The organism is Kitasatospora sp. NPDC089797 (assembly GCF_040684795.1).
GTDB lineage: Bacteria > Actinomycetota > Actinomycetes > Streptomycetales > Streptomycetaceae > Kitasatospora.
The window spans coordinates 1-17,140 of the sequence record NZ_JBFBGS010000081.1 but is presented as its reverse complement, the minus strand read 5'-3'; the positions used below and the strand labels follow the sequence as shown (position 1 = coordinate 17,140).

16 protein-coding genes are annotated in these 17,140 nt (G+C 75.5%); 11 read left to right on the top strand and 5 right to left on the bottom strand.

The features are described 5' to 3' along the window. Positions 1 to 14 precede the first annotated feature (14 nt). On the top strand, positions 15 to 626 hold the full coding sequence (locus AB0O91_RS39205; protein ID WP_363443647.1) for a hypothetical protein: 612 nt from the start codon (positions 15 to 17) through the stop codon (positions 624 to 626). A 55-nt stretch (positions 627 to 681) separates the two neighbouring features. Here the strand turns inward: AB0O91_RS39205 and AB0O91_RS39200 are convergent, their stop codons facing one another. After that, positions 682 to 1,782 (bottom strand): DUF5937 family protein, encoded by a 1,101-nt coding sequence (locus tag AB0O91_RS39200; protein ID WP_363443644.1) that lies wholly within the window; start codon positions 1,780 to 1,782, stop codon positions 682 to 684. Positions 1,783 to 1,882: 100 nt separating this feature from the next. On the opposite strand from AB0O91_RS39200, the gene AB0O91_RS39195 reads away from it, so the two are divergent. Both AB0O91_RS39195 and AB0O91_RS39190 read left to right on the top strand, forming a co-directional pair. After that, complete coding sequence (locus tag AB0O91_RS39195) at positions 1,883 to 2,086, top strand: hypothetical protein (RefSeq protein WP_363443641.1); 204 nt, start codon at positions 1,883 to 1,885, stop codon at positions 2,084 to 2,086. Positions 2,087 to 2,292: 206 nt separating this feature from the next. After that, positions 2,293 to 3,645 carry a lipase family protein gene (locus AB0O91_RS39190; RefSeq protein WP_363443639.1) on the top strand — a complete coding sequence of 451 codons (1,353 nt, stop codon included), beginning with the start codon at positions 2,293 to 2,295 and terminating at the stop codon, positions 3,643 to 3,645. Positions 3,646 to 3,720: 75 nt separating this feature from the next. Here AB0O91_RS39190 and AB0O91_RS39185 read toward each other — a convergent pair whose 3' ends face one another. Further along, entirely contained in the window at positions 3,721 to 5,175 is a 1,455-nt protein-coding gene (locus tag AB0O91_RS39185) for a hypothetical protein (protein ID WP_363443637.1), read from the bottom strand. Between the two features lie 410 nt (positions 5,176 to 5,585). On the opposite strand from AB0O91_RS39185, the gene AB0O91_RS39180 reads away from it, so the two are divergent. Next, positions 5,586 to 6,824, top strand: coding sequence for a histidine kinase (locus AB0O91_RS39180; protein ID WP_363443635.1), 1,239 nt, complete (start codon positions 5,586 to 5,588; stop codon positions 6,822 to 6,824). Further along, positions 6,821 to 7,483 carry a response regulator transcription factor gene (locus AB0O91_RS39175; protein WP_363443633.1) on the top strand — a complete coding sequence of 221 codons (663 nt, stop codon included), beginning with the start codon at positions 6,821 to 6,823 and terminating at the stop codon, positions 7,481 to 7,483. The genes AB0O91_RS39180 and AB0O91_RS39175 overlap by 4 nt, the downstream gene beginning before the upstream one ends. Before the next feature lie 43 nt (positions 7,484 to 7,526). Here AB0O91_RS39175 and AB0O91_RS39170 read toward each other — a convergent pair whose 3' ends face one another. Beyond that, complete coding sequence (locus tag AB0O91_RS39170; protein WP_363443631.1) at positions 7,527 to 8,432, bottom strand: NADP-dependent oxidoreductase; 906 nt, start codon at positions 8,430 to 8,432, stop codon at positions 7,527 to 7,529. A 152-nt stretch (positions 8,433 to 8,584) separates the two neighbouring features. On the opposite strand from AB0O91_RS39170, the gene AB0O91_RS39165 reads away from it, so the two are divergent. Next, the gene (locus AB0O91_RS39165) at positions 8,585 to 8,971 is read left to right on the top strand and encodes a helix-turn-helix domain-containing protein (RefSeq protein ID WP_363443629.1); all 387 of its coding nucleotides are present in this window, start codon (positions 8,585 to 8,587) and stop codon (positions 8,969 to 8,971) included. A 41-nt stretch (positions 8,972 to 9,012) separates the two neighbouring features. On the opposite strand, the gene AB0O91_RS39160 is transcribed toward AB0O91_RS39165, so the two are convergent. Together AB0O91_RS39160 and AB0O91_RS39155 are read right to left on the bottom strand one after the other, a co-directional pair. Further along, on the bottom strand, positions 9,013 to 10,062 hold the full coding sequence (locus tag AB0O91_RS39160; RefSeq protein WP_363443627.1) for a hypothetical protein: 1,050 nt from the start codon (positions 10,060 to 10,062) through the stop codon (positions 9,013 to 9,015). Between the two features lie 106 nt (positions 10,063 to 10,168). Next, positions 10,169 to 10,918 carry an FCD domain-containing protein gene (locus AB0O91_RS39155; protein WP_363443625.1) on the bottom strand — a complete coding sequence of 250 codons (750 nt, stop codon included), beginning with the start codon at positions 10,916 to 10,918 and terminating at the stop codon, positions 10,169 to 10,171. Between the two features lie 214 nt (positions 10,919 to 11,132). Between AB0O91_RS39155 and AB0O91_RS39150 the strand changes: the two genes are divergently transcribed. Genes AB0O91_RS39150 through AB0O91_RS39130 form a run of 5 tightly spaced genes read left to right on the top strand, consistent with a single transcriptional unit; the run spans position 11,133 to position 16,996 of the window. Next, the gene (locus AB0O91_RS39150; protein ID WP_363443623.1) at positions 11,133 to 12,740 is read left to right on the top strand and encodes an amino acid permease; all 1,608 of its coding nucleotides are present in this window, start codon (positions 11,133 to 11,135) and stop codon (positions 12,738 to 12,740) included. Further along, positions 12,737 to 14,095: a glutamine synthetase family protein gene (locus tag AB0O91_RS39145; protein ID WP_363443621.1), complete on the top strand. Its 1,359-nt coding sequence runs from the start codon at positions 12,737 to 12,739 to the stop codon at positions 14,093 to 14,095. Before AB0O91_RS39150 ends, AB0O91_RS39145 begins: the two co-directional genes overlap by 4 nt. Then, positions 14,092 to 14,853, top strand: coding sequence for a gamma-glutamyl-gamma-aminobutyrate hydrolase family protein (locus tag AB0O91_RS39140; RefSeq protein WP_363443619.1), 762 nt, complete (start codon positions 14,092 to 14,094; stop codon positions 14,851 to 14,853). Before AB0O91_RS39145 ends, AB0O91_RS39140 begins: the two co-directional genes overlap by 4 nt. Next, complete coding sequence (locus AB0O91_RS39135) at positions 14,850 to 16,223, top strand: aldehyde dehydrogenase family protein (protein ID WP_363443617.1); 1,374 nt, start codon at positions 14,850 to 14,852, stop codon at positions 16,221 to 16,223. The genes AB0O91_RS39140 and AB0O91_RS39135 overlap by 4 nt, the downstream gene beginning before the upstream one ends. Before the next feature lie 5 nt (positions 16,224 to 16,228). Next, complete coding sequence (locus AB0O91_RS39130) at positions 16,229 to 16,996, top strand: 3-oxoacyl-ACP reductase (RefSeq protein WP_363443616.1); 768 nt, start codon at positions 16,229 to 16,231, stop codon at positions 16,994 to 16,996. The last annotated feature ends 144 nt before the right edge of the window (positions 16,997 to 17,140 follow it).

Below are 17,140 nucleotides of genomic sequence, written 5' to 3'. Positions count from 1 at the left end.
GGAGACGTACGTCCGTGAGCAACCCCCGTGCCCGGCTGACCGCGATGATCGCCGACCTGGAGCGCAACCCCCGCGTGGAGCTCCTGGAGGCCACCGTCGCACCACCGACCCCGCCGGCCGACCTCGAACTCGCCGTCCGCCGGGCCGGGGGCCGCCTCCCGGACGGCGTGGAGGCCTTCTACCGCGAGGTCGGCGCGGTCCGGCTGACCTGGCGGCACACCGTGCCCGAGCTGCTGAACAACGACCTCTCCGACCAGGGCCTGGTCAACCTGCTGCCGCTGGGCCAGGTCTTCGGCGACTGGGAGGGCGTCACCTGGCACTCGGAGGAGGACCGGGAGTTCCGCGCCGTCCAGCCCCTCGACCGGTTCACCCCCGAGGCCTGCACGGCGCTCGTCCCCCCGTCCGACACCGTCCACTACCACTACCTCGGCGAGGAACTGCACGACACCGGGTACTCCTTCGACGCCTACCTGGACCGGCTGCTGGCCTCCCGCGGCTTCTGGTACTGGCCCCAGACGCTCTGCCCGGGGCTGGAGGGGAGCGAGGAGGTCACCGCCTTCCGCCGGGTGATGCCGGCCGTCTTCCCGGACTACGACGACGCGCTCTTCCACCCGGCGCGGCCCTGACCCCGCGCGGCCCTGCCCCGGGCGGCGCGGCCCGGCGTCGCCGGGCCGCCCGTCCTCAGCGCAGGACGGACTCCAGGAAGTCGCTGCCGATCCGGGCCACCACGGAGATGTCGAGCTGGTGGAGGACGTAGCGGCCCCGGCGCCGGGTGACGAGGAGCCCCGCCTTGCGCAGGACGGCGAGGTGGCGGGAGATCTCGGGGGCGGTGAGGCCGTACGCGTCGGCCAGCTCGTTCGTCGAGTACGCGGCGCGCGCCAGGTTGCGGCACAGGTTCATCCGGGTCGGGTGGGTCAGCGCCTCCAGGCGCAGCCGGACCGTCTCCACGGGCTCGGCGCAGCCGATCTCGTGGGCGGCGGCCGGGTACTGGATCACGGGCTGCCAGCCCGGCCCGTACAGGGTGAACAGGTGCGGCCAGCCGAAGACGCTGGGCAGCAGCGTGACGGCGCTGTCGCGGGCGTCGGTGCGGCCGTGCACGAGCTTGTCGACGACGATGCGGCTGCCGTGCCCGTCCTCCTCCAGGCTCAGCGCCGGTGACGCCGCGGCGAGGGCCTGCGCCAGGCCCTTGCGGCGCAGCAGGTCGGTCTTGTGCTGGGCGTCGGCGGTGAGCTGGACCCGGACCCGCTGCCAGGTGTCGGCGAAGAACGCCCGGTCGCAGTCCTCCAGGAGGCGCCGGATCCAGGCCCGGGTGCCGGTGGGGTCGGTGAGCATCCGCTCGACGAAGGCCGCCTGGTGCGGGCCGCGGGCGGCCGCCAGGTCGAGCGCGCGGCGCCGCGACCAGGCGTCGACCAGGGGCGAGGGCAGGCCCTTGGGGTAGTGGCTGGTGCTGCAGGAGATCTCCAGGGCCGTGCCGACGAACCTCTCGTCGTCCATCCGGTCGAGGTCGTCCAGCTCCTCGGCGAGGGTCGGCCGGGGCCGGGCGGGCATCAGGAAGTCGGAGCGCGTCGAGCGCCACATGAAGTCGGCCTCCAGCATCCGGCCGGCCAGTTCCGGTTCGAGCGCGTTGGAGGTCGCCGTCGCCCACGCGTGCAGCCGGGGGTGGTGGGCCGGCTCGGCGAGCGCGTGCAGCGCGTTGCCGAGCTCGGCCAGCGGCGAGGGGCAGAAGGTGATCCGCTCGTGCGGCAGTCCGGTGATGTCGATGGTCACGCTCACCCCACCCATGGTGCCCGGCCGGTGACCAGGGCGTTTGCCGGGGGTCGTCATTTGACGGGAGCCGTCAATCGACGGGACCGGCGGGGCGGTGGTGGGGCACGGTGGGCGCATGAACGCACTGCAGCAGCACCTCCTGGACAGCTACCGTGCCGCCCAGCAGGGCGAGCCGGCCCCGCCCGTGCCCGGCACCCATGACCTCGCGGTGCTCCGGGCGGCCCGTGAGCACCGCCGGTTCGAGGCGGTCCTCGCCGGCCGTCCGGTCCCCGGCCGCCTGCGCGTCGCCGTCCGCCGCTGGCTGGCCGTCCGGGCCTGAGTGCCGGGGGCCGGGGTCCGGGCGCGGGGGAGGCGTCCGGCGGGCGCCGGTTTGTGACCGGTCACAAACCGCCTCGTTAATCTTTGTGGTCCGGCCCGGGGACAGTGTGACGGGCCGCGGTCATGATGTTCTCCGGGACGCCGCCTACCGGTTGGTAACACGCGTTCCGCGACGGACCGTCAGGAACCGAAGAATCCGGGGGAGTCATGCGCACAGGTACGTCCAGGCTGCTCGCCGCCGCCGTCACCGCCGCCCTGGCCGTCGGGGCGACGGCCGTCACGGCCGGCCCGGCCGCGGCGGCCGGGCGCTCCGCCGCGCCCTCCGCGGCCGCGAGCGACCCGTTCTACTCCTACGACGGCAGCACGCCGCTGGCCTCGTTCGCCCCGGGCGCCGTGCTCGGGACCAGGACCCTGCCGTACCACGTGCTGGGGCTGCCCACCCCGGTGACGGCGGTCCAGCTGCTCTACCGCACCACCGACGCGCAGGGCCGCCCGGCCGCCAACGTCACCACCGTGCTGCGCAGCCTGAGCGGGGACGGCGGCAGGGCCGTCTCCTACCAGTCCTTCTACGACTCGCTGGACCCGGCGGACAGCCCCTCCCGGGCGGTGGCCGGTGACCTCAGCATCGGCGGGCTGATCCCGAACGTCGAGGCGGTCTTCCTGGTCCCGCTGCTCGCCCAGGGCTACAGCGTGGTGCTCCCGGACACCGAGGGCCAGAACGCGGACTTCGCGGCCGGGCCGGAGTACGGGACCAACACGCTGGACTCGATCCGGGCCGCGACCGCCTCCCCGGCGACCGGCCTGGGCTCCGGCACCCGCTTCGGGCTGATGGGCTACTCCGGCGGCGCCATCGCCACCGCCTGGGCGGCCGCGCTCGCGCCGGGCTACGCGCCCGAGGTGAACGCCAGGCTGGTCGGCTACACCGAGGGCGGGCTGCTGGTGGACCCGGCGCACAACCTCCGGTACGTGGACGGCTCGCTGGTGTGGAGCGGGATCACCCCGACGGCGGTGGCCGGGGTCTCGCGCTCCTTCGGCATCGACCTCACGCCCTACCTGAACGACTACGGCCGGTCGATCCAGCGGCAGTTGGAGCACGCCTCGATCGTCGACGTCCTGGGCCACTACCCGGGGCTGACCTGGAAGGCGATGGCCAAGCCCGAGTACGCCGACCCGAACTCAGTGGGGGACTTCGTCACGGCGGTCAACCGGATCAACCTCGGCTCGGCCCCGACCCCGACCGTGCCCGGCCAGATCGCCCAGGGCGTCGGCGGCGTGCTGGAGGGCACCTTCGGCAACCCGGCCGGCATCGGCCCGGGCGACGGCGTGATGGTCGCCGGGGACGTGCGGGCGCTCGCCCGGCAGTACTGCGCGACCGGCACCAGCCCGGTCGGGTACCGGCAGTACGACGTCCTCAGCCACTTCGGCGTCCCGGTGGTCTGGGCCCCGCAGGCCCTGGGCTGGCTGAACGACCGCTTCGCGGGGCGCCCCGCCCCCTCCGACTGCGGCCGCATCCCGGCCGGCAACTCCCTCGCCCCGGAGCAGCCCGTGCCGCACTCCTGACCCCGGGCCCGGTCCGCGCCCGCCTCCGGTCGGGGAGTTCGACCGGAGGCGGGCGGACCGGGGCGTGACGGCCGGTCAGCCGGGGTCGCCCGGGCGGTGGACGGTGAGGTCGCCGTGGGCGGACAGGGTGCCGGCCAGGTCGCCGGGCGCGCCGCGCAGCACGGAGTCCAGGAAGGCGAGGGTGGTCGCGGCGACGAGGCGCGGGCCCCCGGTGCGGCCCAGGGAGCCGACGATCGAGGGCACCGGCGGCAGGTACAGCGGGCCGTCCATGAAGGTGAGGTGGGCGGCGCCGGGGACGGTGAGCCGGTAGCCCGGCGCGGTGCCGGCCGCGAGGGCGGCGGTGAGCCGGGGCAGGTAGCGCGGGTCGCTCGCCGGGGTGATCGCCTGGGTGAGGGCGAGCACCGGCTGGGTGAGGGCGGGGGAGAGCGGGCCGTGGGGGTAGCCGTCCAGGTCGACGACGGCGCGGAACCGGGGGTCCTGCCGGGCGGCCTGCAGGGCGGCCGCGCCGCCCATGGAGTGGCCGGCCACCGCGGCCCGGCCGGTGTCCAGGCGTCCGGCCAGCGGGTCGGGGCCCCCGTCCCGCCCCAGGTCCTCCAGCCGGGTGAGGACGAAGCGCAGATCGGCGGCGCGCACCGCCGTCCAGCCGGCCGCCAGCTCCTCGTCCCGCTCGGGGTCGCCGGTGGAGGAGGTCGCGGAGCGGATCGTGCGGCCGTCGTCGAGAACGACGGCGGCGCTGTCGTACGGGTGGTCGAGGGCGGCCACCAGGTAGCCCCGGCTGGCCAGTTCCTCCGCCCAGGCGGTGTTCTGGGTGCGCACCCCGCCCGACCCGGGGGAGAACAGGACGACCGGGAACCGCTCGTCCCCGCCGCTCACCGGGGCGCCGACGACCGCGTGGGTGCGGGCCCGCGGGAGGCCGTCGACCAGGAAGCCCGGCAGGCCGACCCCGCCGGCCAGGGCCGCGGCGACGGTACGCGCCTCCTGCTCCGTGCGCCCGAGGTAGCGGGCCCGCGGCGTGCCCGCCGGGCTGCGGTCCGCCGGGTACCAGAGCTGGACCACGACCGTGCGCCGGTCGTCCGGGTCGGGGGTGAAGGTCTCCGGGCGCTGCGGGTCGCTCCACTGCACCACCCGGGTGCCGACCGCGAAGCGGCCCGAGGGCTCGGGGAACACGGGCACCGGAAAGGCCCAGGCGGCCACCGGCCCCGCGGCGATCAGGCCCAGACAGGCCGCCGACCCCGGCAGCGCCAGCCACCAGCGGGCCCGCCGCGCCGGCCGGCCGGCGCGCCGCCGCAGCAGCGGGCCGAGGGCGAACGGCGCGGCGAGGGCGGCGCCCGCCGCCACCGGCAGCAGCTGCCAGCGCAGCCCCGTCACGGCCAGCACGGCCACCGACGGCACCAGCAGGGCCCCGGCCGCGACGGTGGCGCGCGGGCGCAGGGCGGGGGGAAGCCAGCGGGCCGTCACCAGTGCGACGGCGCCCAGCAGGGCGAGGATTTCCAGGGGGGACAGCTGCGGTCCCGCGATGATCTCGGTCACCCGGCCATGCTCGGCGCCGGGCCCGGGCCGGCACATCGGCCCCGGGGCGCCGCCGGGTGCCACCGGGGGAGCTGTCCGCGGCGGGCGCCGTACGACCCCGGTGGCACGCGGGCGCCCCGGATCCGCGGCCGCGCTGCGACCGGGGGAGGCAACGGGACTCCTCCTGCGGTCGTACCCCGGCGCGGCGCCGTCCGCCGGAGGGATCATGCGCGCCGCGGGGCCCGCGCCCTACCGTGACAGGGCCGCGGAACCCGCCGGTCGGCGCGCGCGGCGCACGAGGCCCCGTGCCCGGGCCGGCCCGAGGCCGTCCGCCCGTTCGTCCGTCGGCCCGTTTGTCCGCCCGTCCGCCCGTCCGCGGTGACGGTCCCGCCCCGGGGCCGCCAGGACACCGAACCGACAGGGACCCCGTGATGACCGAGACCGCCGCGCACCCCGGCGACGCCCACCGGCCGAGGGAGCGGGTGCGGCCGCAGGTATCGCTGTGGCTGCCGCCCGCGGCGTGGGACGCGCTGCCGGCGGCACTTCTGCTCCTCAACGTCCTCACCACCCGCGCCCCGCACGAACTGCCGGCCGCCGCCGCCCTCACCGCCGCCCTCGCGCTGCCCCTGCTGTGGCGCCGCCGCGCCCCGCGCGCGGTGTTCGCCGCGGGGGCCGCCGCGGCCCTCCTCCAGTGGCTGGCGGACGTCCAACTCCCGGCGGACATCGCCCTGTTGATCGCCCTCTACACGGTGGCCGCGCACTCCGGCCGGCGCGCCGCGCTGCTCGCCGCGACCGTCGTGCAGACCGGCGTCGTGCTGGCCTGCCTGCGCTGGACGACGCCCGGCGCCTTCCCGACCCCCTTCGTCGCGGCCACCGCGGCGGTTCTCGCCGCCACCGCCCTCGGCCTCAACGCCCGCACCACGCGCGCCTACCTCGCCGCCGTGCAGGAACGGGCCGCCCGCCTGGAACGGGAGCAGGAGCAGCAGGCCCGGCTGGCCGTCACCGAGGAACGCACCCGCATCGCCCGGGAGATGCACGACATCGTCACCCACAACCTGTCCGTCATGGTCGCGCTCACCGACGCCGCCGTCTGCACCCAGCACTCGGCCCCGGAGCGGACCGCCGCCGCCATGCTCCAGGTCGGCGAGACCGGCCGCCAGGCCCTGACCGACATGCGGCGCACGCTCGGCGTCCTGCGCACCGACGAACCGGACGCCGAGCGCCACCCGCTGCCCGGCATCGCCCAACTGGACGCCCTCGCCGACCAGATGCGCGCCGCCGGACTGCCGACCCGCCTGCACGTCCACGGGGCCCACGCCCACCTGCCCGCCACCGCCCAGCTCACCGTCTACCGCCTGGTGCAGGAGGCCCTGACCAACACCCTCAGGCACACCCCCGCCGGCACCCGCGCCGAGGTCCGGATCCACTGCTCGGCCCGGGACGTCACCGTGGACGTCACCGACACCGGCCCGCGCCGGGCCCGCCCCGCCCCCACCGCCCCGGGTCACGACATCCCGGGCCACGGCGCCCCCGGCCACGGCATCCCCGGCATGCGCGAACGCTCGGCCGCCTACGGCGGGACGCTGCGCGCCGGACCGCTCCCGGCCCGCGGCTGGGAGGTCCACACCCGCCTGCACCTCGACAACGCCGCCGGGGCGGCCCGCGCATGACGATCCGGATCCTGATCGCCGACGACGAGACCCTGCTGCGGATGGCCTTCGCCACCGTCCTGGACGCCCAGCCCGACATGACCGCGGTCGGCGAGGCCGCGGACGGCGCCCAGGCCGTGCGCCTGGCCCGGCAACTGCGCCCCGACGTCGTCCTGATGGACGTCCGGATGCCCGGCACCGACGGGATCGAGGCCACCCGGCAGGTCGTCACGGACTGCCCGCACAGCCGGGTGCTGATCCTCACCACCTTCGACCTGGACGCGTACGCCTTCGCCGGGCTGAACGCCGGGGCCTCGGGCTTCCTGCTGAAGAACGCCCGGCCCCAGGAACTCCTCACCGCGATCCGCGATGTCGCCGCGGGCGACGCGGTGCTCTCCCCGCGGATCACCCGCCGCCTGCTGGACGGCCTGCGCCCGCACCTGCCCGACGGCCGCGGCCCCGAGCACGACGCGCGCCTGGAGCGGCTCAGCGCCCGCGAGCGCGAGGTGCTCGTGCAGGTCGGCCGGGGGCTGTCCAACGCCGAGATCGCGGCCGCCCTCCACCTCGCGGAGGCGACCGTGAAGTCCCACCTGGGGCGGGTCCTGCACAAGCTCGGACTCCGCGACCGGATCCAGGCGGTGGTCTTCGCCTACGAGAGCCGCCTGGTCCGCCCGACCTGATCCGCCCGGCCTGATCCGCCCGGCCCGGCGCCGCTCGCCCGGTTCAGAGCAGGATCACGGTCTTCCCGCGGGTGTGCCCGCGTTCGGCGCGGGTGTGGGCGTCGGCGATCCGCTCCAGGGGGTAGGTCCGTTCGATGCGCGGGGTGTAGCGGCCCCGGCGGCCCAGGTCCGCGGCGGCGGACAGGAGGGCGGAGTCGTTCTCGGCGTTGACGACGTGGGTGCCCAGGCGCTGCCCCCTCGTGTGGTCGGCGACCGTGGCGACGCGCGTCGGGTCGCCCGTGATCGCGACGAGGTCGTCCAGGGACCCGGAGGCCGCGGTGTCGAGCACGACGTCGACGCCGCGCGGGGCGAGGGCGGAGAGGCGCTGGGCGAGGCCCGGGCCGTAGGTGGTGGGAACGGCGCCGAGGGAGGCGAGGAAGTCGCGGTTGCGCTCGCCGGCCGTCCCGATCACGGTGGCGCCCCGGGCCACGGCGATCTCGACCGCCGCGCTGCCCACCCCTCCGGCGGCGCCCTCGACGAGCAGGGTGCGCCCCGCGAGCGGGCCGAGCGCGGCCAGGCCGCGCAGCGCGGTCACGGACGCGAGGCCGGCGCCCGCGGCCTGCGCGTCGGTCCACGCCTCGGGGGCGTGGGCCCAGGCCGAGAGGACGGCCAGCTCCGCGCTCGCGCCGGTGACACCGCCCAGCCCGAAGACCCGGTCGCCGATGCCCACGCCCCGCACCCCGTCCCCGACGGCGTCGACGGTGCCGACGGCGTCGCGTCCGGGAACGGCGGGCAGCTCCACGGGGATCAGCGCGCGCAGGGCGCCGGCGCGCAGCTTCCAGTCGATGGGGTTGACGCCGGCCGCGGCGACGCGGACCCGGATCTCGCCGGGCCCGGGGCGGGGGTCGGGCACCTGCTCGACCACCAGGTTCTCCGCTCCGCCGTACGCGTGGAAGCGGGCTGCGCGCATGCTGTCCTGCCTTTCCCTCACGGGTCGGGACGACGGTTTCCGTCCGGTGCCGGAATACCTCCCGCCGTGCCGATGCTCGGGAAGGTATCCGGAGGGTCGGTCACCACCTGGATACCGAACCTGGATACCGAGAACGGCGACGGGAGCCCCCGATGACACAGCCGGCGCAACGGCCGCCGCTGCCCGCGGACTTCTTCGACGAGCTGTGCCCGTCCTCGCTGCTGCCCTTCCGTTTCGGTGACACCTGGGCGCCCATGGTCCTGCGCTGCCTGGAGGGCGGCCCGCGCAGGTTCTCCGAACTCCGCGTACCACTGGGCCGGATCACCCCGAAGGTGCTCACCCACTCGCTGCGCGGACTGGAGCGGCGCGGCTTCGTGTCCCGCACGGTGCACGCCGACCCGAAACGGCGGGTGGAGTACGCGCTGACACCGCTGGGCCGCGGCCTGCTGGAGCCGCTGGACGCCGCGTGCCGCTGGGCGACGGAGCACTGGGACGAGCTGATCGACGCCCACGAGCGCGGCGCCGCCGTCACGGGCTGACGCCGCCGCCTGACCCCGTCCCAGTCCGCCGGGCCGTCCGGTCAGCGGGGTGCCCGGTTGTCGGTCGCCAGCACGTCGCCCGGCACCGTCGAGCCCGTGCCGCGCCGCAGCGCGCCGATCGCCGGGTCGGAGACGGAGACCGTGAGCCGGTAGGGCGGCTGGCCGACGACGGTGTTGTTCGCGTCGGTCGGCGGGGACAGGCGCTGCTGGACGGCGAAGCCGTCGAAGCCCGGGCACAGCGCCTCGACGGGGAGGGTCACCTGGACCTCGGCGCCGCCCTCGGGCCCGACGTGGACGGTGCCGCCCGGGCCGGACGGGGCGTCGCCGTCGGGTGCGGGCGGCAGGCCGCGGGCACCGCCGACCAGGCCGTCCGGGCCCTCGATCTCCACCGCCACGCCCTGCGGGCCGAGCGGTGCGGACAGGTCCAGGGAGCGGCCGCCGGGGCCCGGGGCGAACCCCAGGCCGAGGGTGAAGTGCCCGGGGTCCGTCGCCGAACCCCGCGAGAACCCGTAGGAGGTGAGGACGAGTTGCGGCCCCGGTGTCAGGGCGTCCGACTCCGACCGGTGGTCGAAGGTGAAGGAGCCGGGCGCCGGCGCGAAGTGGTGGAAGCCCTTGCTGCCGCACCGGGTGCCGTCGGAGACCCCGCCGCCGGGCAGCGCGACGTCCGCGGCCGGCCGGGGCGAGGCGGGCACGGCCAGCGGGTGGCGCGCCATCGGGCCGCCCCCGCGCAGCAGGCCGTACGGGTCCGTCCCGACCGCGACGGCCAGCAGCGCCGTGAACGCGGCGGCCGCGATCAGCACGGTGCGCCGGCGTCCGGGCCGGGTCCACCCGGAGCGGGCCGGGCCGGCGGCCGCCCCGGGGGTCCAGCGGCGCCCGCCCGGGTCCACCGGCGGCTGCTCCCGCCACCGCGCGGTGAGCATCCTGGTCCGGGCGGTCGGCTCCTGGACGGTGGCGTCCCGGACGAACCGCTCGTCCAGGACGAGCCCCTCGAACGGGTCGGGCGTCCCCCGGTCCCGCGCCGCGGGCTCCGGCCCGGGCCCGGGTTCCGGCTCGGGGAAGGGGGACGGGTGGGGTTCGTCGGCGATCGGCACGGCGTCAGTATGCCCGCCCGCTCGGACACACCGGCGGACGGCGGGGAACCGCGGGGGACGGCAGGGGCCGGCGAGGGACGGCCCGGCGGCGGAGGCCCCGGCGGTGTCAGGCCAGGAAGGCCCGCAGCAGCGAGGCCGTCGCGGCGAGGTGCTCCTCGGTGGCGCGCCGGGCCCCGTCGCCGTCCCCGTCGAGGATCGCCCGCACCATCGCCCGGTGCTGCTCGGCGGCGTGCTCGATGTTGCGCTCCAGCATCGGGATCGCGTTCAGCAGGTCGTTGAGGCGCATCCGGGCCCCGGCGATGGCCGCGGCGAGGGCGGGGGAGCCGGTGAGCTCGCCGATGGCGAGGTGGAAGCGCGAGTCCAACCGGCGGTACTGCTCGGCGGGGGCCGCGTCCAGCTCGGCCAGCCGGTCCTCCAGGTGGGCGCGCTGCCCGGGGGAGAGGGAGCGCCGGGCGGCGGCCTCGGCGGCGCCGACCTCCAGCACCTGCCGGTAGGTCAGCGCGTCCTCCAGCGCGCCGCCGAGGTCCTGGGCGGCCCGGCGCAGGTCGGCGACGTCCGGTTCGGGCATCCGGTAGGTGACGAAGGTCCCGCCGTAGCGGCCGCGGCGGGGCTCGACGCAGTCGGCCTGCCGGAGCGTGCGCAGCGCCTCGCGCAGGGTCTCGCGGCTGACGCCGAGCCGGGCGGCGAGGTCGCGCTCGGCGGGCAGCCGGTCGCCGTGGCCGAAGACGCCCAGCTTGATCGCCTGGAGCAGCCGCTCGACGGTCTCCTCGAAGGCGTTGCCGGTCCGGACCGGGCGGAAGATCGCCCCGGTCTCCCAGTCGAGCCGTGCCTGCTCGCGCGTCACGTCCACGTCCACGCCGGGAATCGTACCTGCGAACGGATCTCCCGCCCCCGTGCCCGTCCCACCCTTGACGCGGCCACCGTCCAGCCGGAACGATGCTGCTCACCCACCCAATGGTCCGACTCCAGACCATTGACGAGCCGTCAGACCGTCGAACCCGCCGGGGCGGGTGCGCCACGCCGTCGTGGCCGCGTGCATCCCGGCACACCCTCAACCCCCAGGGGTGCCCATGACCGACGCACGCTCACCCGACCACCCCGGCCCCGTCGCGGCACCGGCGGACCCGACCCCCGTCTCCGCCGACGAACAACGCCTCCGCGAACTCGGCTACACCCAGGAACTGGCCCGCTCGATGTCGGGCTTCTCCAACTTCGCCGTCTCCTTCTCCATCGTCTCCATCCTCTCCGGCTGCCTCACCCTCTACGGGACGGGGATGAGGACCGGCGGCCCGGCCCTGATCATCTGGGGCTGGCCGGTGGTCGGCCTGCTGACGCTCTGCGTGGGCCTCGCGATGGCCGAGATCTGCTCCAGCTACCCCACGGCCGGCGGCCTCTACTACTGGTCCGCCAAGCTCACCCGCCACCGCGGCAACGGCCCGGCCTGGAGCTGGTTCACCGGCTGGTTCAACTTCCTCGGCCAGGTCGCGGTCACCGCCGGCGTCGACTACGGCGCCGCCTTCTTCACCAACGCCTTCCTCGAACTGCGCTTCGGCCTCGCCGCCACCCCCGCGCACACCATGGAGATCTTCGCGGTCATCCTGCTCGCCCACGGCCTGCTCAACACCCTCGGGGTACGCCTGGTCGCCGTCCTCAACAGCGTCTCCGTCTGGTGGCACCTGGCCGGCGTCGCGCTCATCGTCGGCGCCCTCGCCCTGCTCCCCGACCGGCACGCCTCCGCCTCCACCGTCTTCACCGAGTTCGTCAACCGCACCGGCTTCCACAACCAGTTCTACGTCGCGATGCTCGGCCTGCTGATGGCCCAGTACACCCTCACCGGCTACGACGCCTCCGCCCACATGACCGAGGAGACCCGGGACGCCGCCCGCTCCGGCCCGCGCGGCATCGTCAACGCCATCACCGTCTCCCTGGTGGCGGGCTGGATCCTGCTGCTCGGCATCACCTTCGCCATCCGCGACTACGACGGCGCGCTCGACAGCACCACCCAGGTCCCGCCCGCCCAGATCTTCATCGACGCGATCGGCTCCGGCGGCGCCCAGGTCCTGCTGCTCATCGTCATCGGCGCCCAGTTCTTCTGCGGCATGGCCTCCGTCACCGCCAACTCCCGCATGATCTACGCCTTCTCCCGCGACGGCGCACTGCCCGGCTCCCGCCTCTGGCACCGCATCTCCCCGCGCACCCGGACCCCCACCAACGCGGTCTGGCTGGCCACCGGCGGCGCCCTGCTGCTCGGACTGCCCGCGCTCTGGAACAACACCGCCTACACCGCCGTGACCTCCATCTCCGTCATCGGCCTCTACATCTCCTACGTCATCCCGGTGTACCTGCGGCTGCGCCAGGGCGAGGCCTTCCCGCGCGGCCCCTGGCACCTGGGCCGCTGGAGCCGGCCGATCGGCGTCGTCGCCGTCGCCTGGACGGCCGTGATCACCGTCCTGTTCATGCTGCCCACCGCCAGCCCGATCACGGCCGAGAGCTTCAACTACACCCCGGTCGCCGTGGCCGTCGTCACCGGCTTCGCCGGCGTCTGGTGGCTGGCCTCCGCCCGGCACTGGTTCACCGGCCCGCACCTCGGCACCGCCCCCGACACCCCGCCCGCCGCCACGGCCCCCGCAGCCCCCTCCGCGCCCGCCGCCCCCGACACCGAACCGGAGCACCGATGACCACCCCCCGGCTCACCCTCGACGAGCTGCGCGCCCGCGTCGCCGACGGGTCCGTCGACACCGTCGTCCTCGCCATGACCGACATGCAGGGGCGCCTCCAGGGCAAACGCGTCGCCGCCCAGTACTTCCTGGACGACGTCGTGCCCGGCGCCGCCGAGGGCTGCGGCTACCTGCTGGCCGTCGACGTCGACATGAACACCGTCGACGGCTACGAGGTCTCCTCCTGGGAGAACGGCTACGGCGACCTCACCCTGCGCCCCGACCCCACCACCCTGCGGACCGTCCCCTGGCACCCCGCCACCGCCATGGTCCAGTGCGACGTCGTCCACCACGACGGCACCCCGGTCGCCGTCTCCCCGCGCCAGGTCCTCCGCCGCCAGCTCGACCGCCTGGCCGACCACGGCTGGCAGGCCCAGGCCGCCACCGAGCTGGAGTTCATCGTCTTCCGCGACAGCTACGAACAGGCCTGGGACAAGGACTACACCAAGCTCACCCCGGCCAACCAGTACAACGTCGACTACTCCATCCTCGGCACCGGCCGCATCGAACCCCTGCTGCGCCGCCTGCGCAACGGCATGGCCGGCGCCGGACTGACCGTCGAGTCCGCCAAGGGCGAGTGCAACCTCGGCCAGCACGAGATCGCCTTCAAGTACGCCGACGCCCTCACCACCTGCGACAACCACACCGTCTACAAGACCGGCGCCAAGGAGATCGCCGCCCAGGAGGGCTGCAGCCTCACGTTCATGGCCAAGTACGACGAACGCGAGGGCAACTCCTGCCACATCCACCTCAGCCTGCGCGACGAACAGGGCACCCCGGTGTTCGCCGGCGACCGCCCGTACGGCTTCTCCCGCACCATGGAGCACTTCCTCGCCGGCCAGCTCGCCTGCCTCGCCGACTTCGCCCTGCTGTTCGCCCCCACCGTCAACTCCTACAAGCGCTACGTCCCCGGCAGCTTCGCCCCCACCGCCATCGCCTGGGGCCGCGACAACCGCACCTGCGCCCTGCGCGTCGTCGGCCACGGCCCCTCGCTGCGCTTCGAGAACCGCGTCCCCGGCGGCGACGTCAACCCCTACCTCGCGGTCGCCGCCCTGATCGCCGCCGGACTGCACGGCGTCGAGCAACAGCTCGAACTCCCAGCGGAGTTCACCGGCAACGCCTACACCTCCGACGCGCCCCGGGTGCCCGACACCCTGCGCGACGCCGTCGACGCCTTCGCCCACAGCACCGTCGCCGCCCGGGCCTTCGGCGAGGACGTCGTCCGGCACTACACCCACGCCGGACGCACCGAACTCGCCTCCTACCAAAGGGCGGTGACCGACTGGGAGCGGCGCCGCGGATTCGAGCGGCTGTGACCACCACCGGCGCGACCCCCACCGCCCCGACCCGCACCGGCGCCACTCTCACCGACGAGCGCCGGCGACCCCTCATCGGCATCAGCAGCTACCAGGACACCGCCGCCTGGTCCGTCTGGAACCAGCCCGCCGCCCTCCTGCCGCAGACGTACGTCGACGCCGTCACCCGCGCCGGCGGCACCCCCGTCCTGCTGCCGCCCCAACCCGGCGCGGCCGGCGACCTGGTCGACGCCCTCGACGGCCTCGTCCTGGCCGGTGGACCGGACCTCGACCCGGCCCGCTACGCGGCCGCCCCCCACCCGCGCACCGGCCCGCCCCACCACGCCCGCGACGACTGGGAGAGCCGACTGCTGCACGCCGCCCTCGCCCGCGACCTCCCACTCCTCGGCGTCTGCCGCGGCATGCAGCTGCTCAACGTCGAACTCGGCGGCACCCTGCACCAGCACCTGCCCGAGGACACCCACCAGATCGTCCCCGCCCGCTTCGTCCGCCACCGGGTCGACGTCGTCGACGGCAGCCGGCTCGCGACTGCCCTCGGGCCCGCCGCCGAGGTCTCCTGCTACCACCACCAGGCCGTCGACCGGATCGGCACCGGCCTCCAGGCCACCGCCCACGCCGCCGACGGCACCGTCGAGGCCCTCGAACTCACCGGTCACCGCTTCGCCCTGGGCGTCCAGTGGCACCCGGAGACCGACCCCGACGACCCGCGCCTGTTCCACGCCTTCGTCACCGCCAGCCAGAGGGAGACCGCCCGATGACCGAACCGGACCTCTACGAGGTCGTCAACCCCGCCACCGAGGAGGTGATCACCACCCTCGAACTCGCCGGTACCGCCGAGACCGACGCCGCCGTCGCCCGTGCCCGTGCCGCCTTCGACACCTGGCGCCACGTCGCCCCCGCCGACCGCGCCCGCCTGCTGCGCGCCTTCGCCGCCGCCGTCGACGCGGACCGCGACCACCTCGCCGCCCTGGAGGTCGCCAACGCCGGCCACACCATCGGCAACGCCCGCTGGGAGGCCGGCAACGCCCGCGACGTCATCGAGTACTACGCCGCCGCCCCCGAGCGGCTGTTCGGCCGGCAGATCCCCGTCGCCGGCGGCATCGACGTCACCTTCCAGGAACCCATCGGCATCGTCGGCGTCATCGTGCCCTGGAACTTCCCGATGCCGATCGCCGCCTGGGCCCTCGCCCCGGCGCTCGCCGCCGGCAACACCGTCATCGTCAAACCGGCCGAGCTCACCCCGCTCACCGCGCTGCGGCTGGCCGAACTCGCCCTGGAGGCCGGGATCCCCGAGGGCGTGCTCCAGGTCCTGCCCGGCCGCGGCCCGGTCGTCGGGCGGCGCTTCGTCACCCACCCCGACGTGCGCAAGGTCGTCTTCACCGGCTCCACCCGGGTCGGCAAGGAGATCATGGCCGGCTGCGCCGACCAGGTGAAGCCCGTCACCCTCGAACTCGGCGGCAAGAGCGCCAACATCGTCTTCGCCGACGCCGACCTCGCCAAGGCCGCCGCGACCGCGCCCTACGCCGTCTTCGACAACGCCGGCCAGGACTGCTGCGCCCGCTCCCGGATCCTCGTCGAGGCCGGCGCCTTCGACGACTTCATGGCGCTGCTGGAACCGGCCGTGCGCGGCGTGCGGGTCGGCGACCCGGCCGACGAGAAGACCGAGATGGGCCCGCTGATCTCGGCCGCCCACCGCGCCCGGGTCGCCTCCTACGTCCCGGACACCGCCGCCGTCGCCTTCCGCGGCAGCGCCCCCGACGGGCCCGGCTTCTGGTACCCGCCGACCGTCCTCGCCCCCGTGCGCCACGACGACCCCGCCTTCACCGAGGAGATCTTCGGCCCGGTCGTCACCGTCGTCCCGTTCCGCGACGAACAGGACGCCCTGCGCATCGCCAACGCCACCGAGTACGGCCTCTCCGGCTCCATCTGGACCAGGGACCTCGGCCGCGCCCTGCGCGTCTCGCGCGGCGTCGAGGCCGGCAACCTCTCCGTCAACTCGCACTCCTCGGTGCGCTACACCACGCCCTTCGGCGGCTTCAAACAGTCCGGACTCGGCCGCGAGCTCGGCCCGGACGCCCTCGACGCCTTCACCCAGACCAAGAACGTCTTCATCTCCACGGAGGAATGATCACCATGACCCAGCGACTCGACGGCCGCGTGGCCGTCATCACCGGCGCCGGCAGCGGCATCGGCCTGGCGACCGCCCGCCGCTTCGCCGCCGAGGGCGCGAAGGTGGTCTGCGTCGACCTCGACCCCGAGAGCGGCGCCAAGGCCGCCGCCGAGGTCGGCGGCCTGTTCATCCAGGCCGACGTCACCGACGAGGCCGCGGTGCGCGACCTCTTCCAGCGCGCCGTCGACGAGTACGGCCGCCTCGACATCGCCTTCAACAACGCGGGCATCTCCCCGCCGGACGACGACTCCATCCTCACCACCGGCCTGGAGGCCTGGAAGCGCGTCCAGGAGGTCAACCTCACCAGCGTCTACCTGTGCTGCAAGTACGCGATCCCGCACATGCAGCGCCAGGGCAAGGGCTCGATCATCAACACCGCCTCGTTCGTCGCGGTGATGGGCGCGGCCACCTCCCAGATCTCCTACAGCGCCTCCAAGGGCGGCGTGCTGGCCATGTCCCGCGAACTGGGCGTGCAGTTCGCCCGCGAGGGCATCCGCGTCAACGCGCTGTGCCCCGGCCCGGTCAACACCCCGCTGCTCCAGGAGCTCTTCGCCAAGGACCCGGAGCGCGCCGCCCGCCGCCTGGTCCACATCCCGCTGGGCCGCTTCGCCGAGCCCGAGGAGATCGCCGCCGCGGTGGCCTTCCTCGCCTCCGACGACTCCTCCTTCATGACCGCCAACACCTTCCTCGTCGACGGCGGCATCTCCGGCGCCTACGTCACCCCGCAGTGACCGCGCGCTAGCCGCGCACCCCGGCGGTCCGCCGCCGCCCCCCCCCGGGGGGGGGCGGGGGGGCGCCCGCCGCCGGGAGCCCCCCCCCGCCGGCGGGGGGGGGGGGCGGCCGGGGCTGCCCCGCCCCGGGGTTCCCCGGGGCGG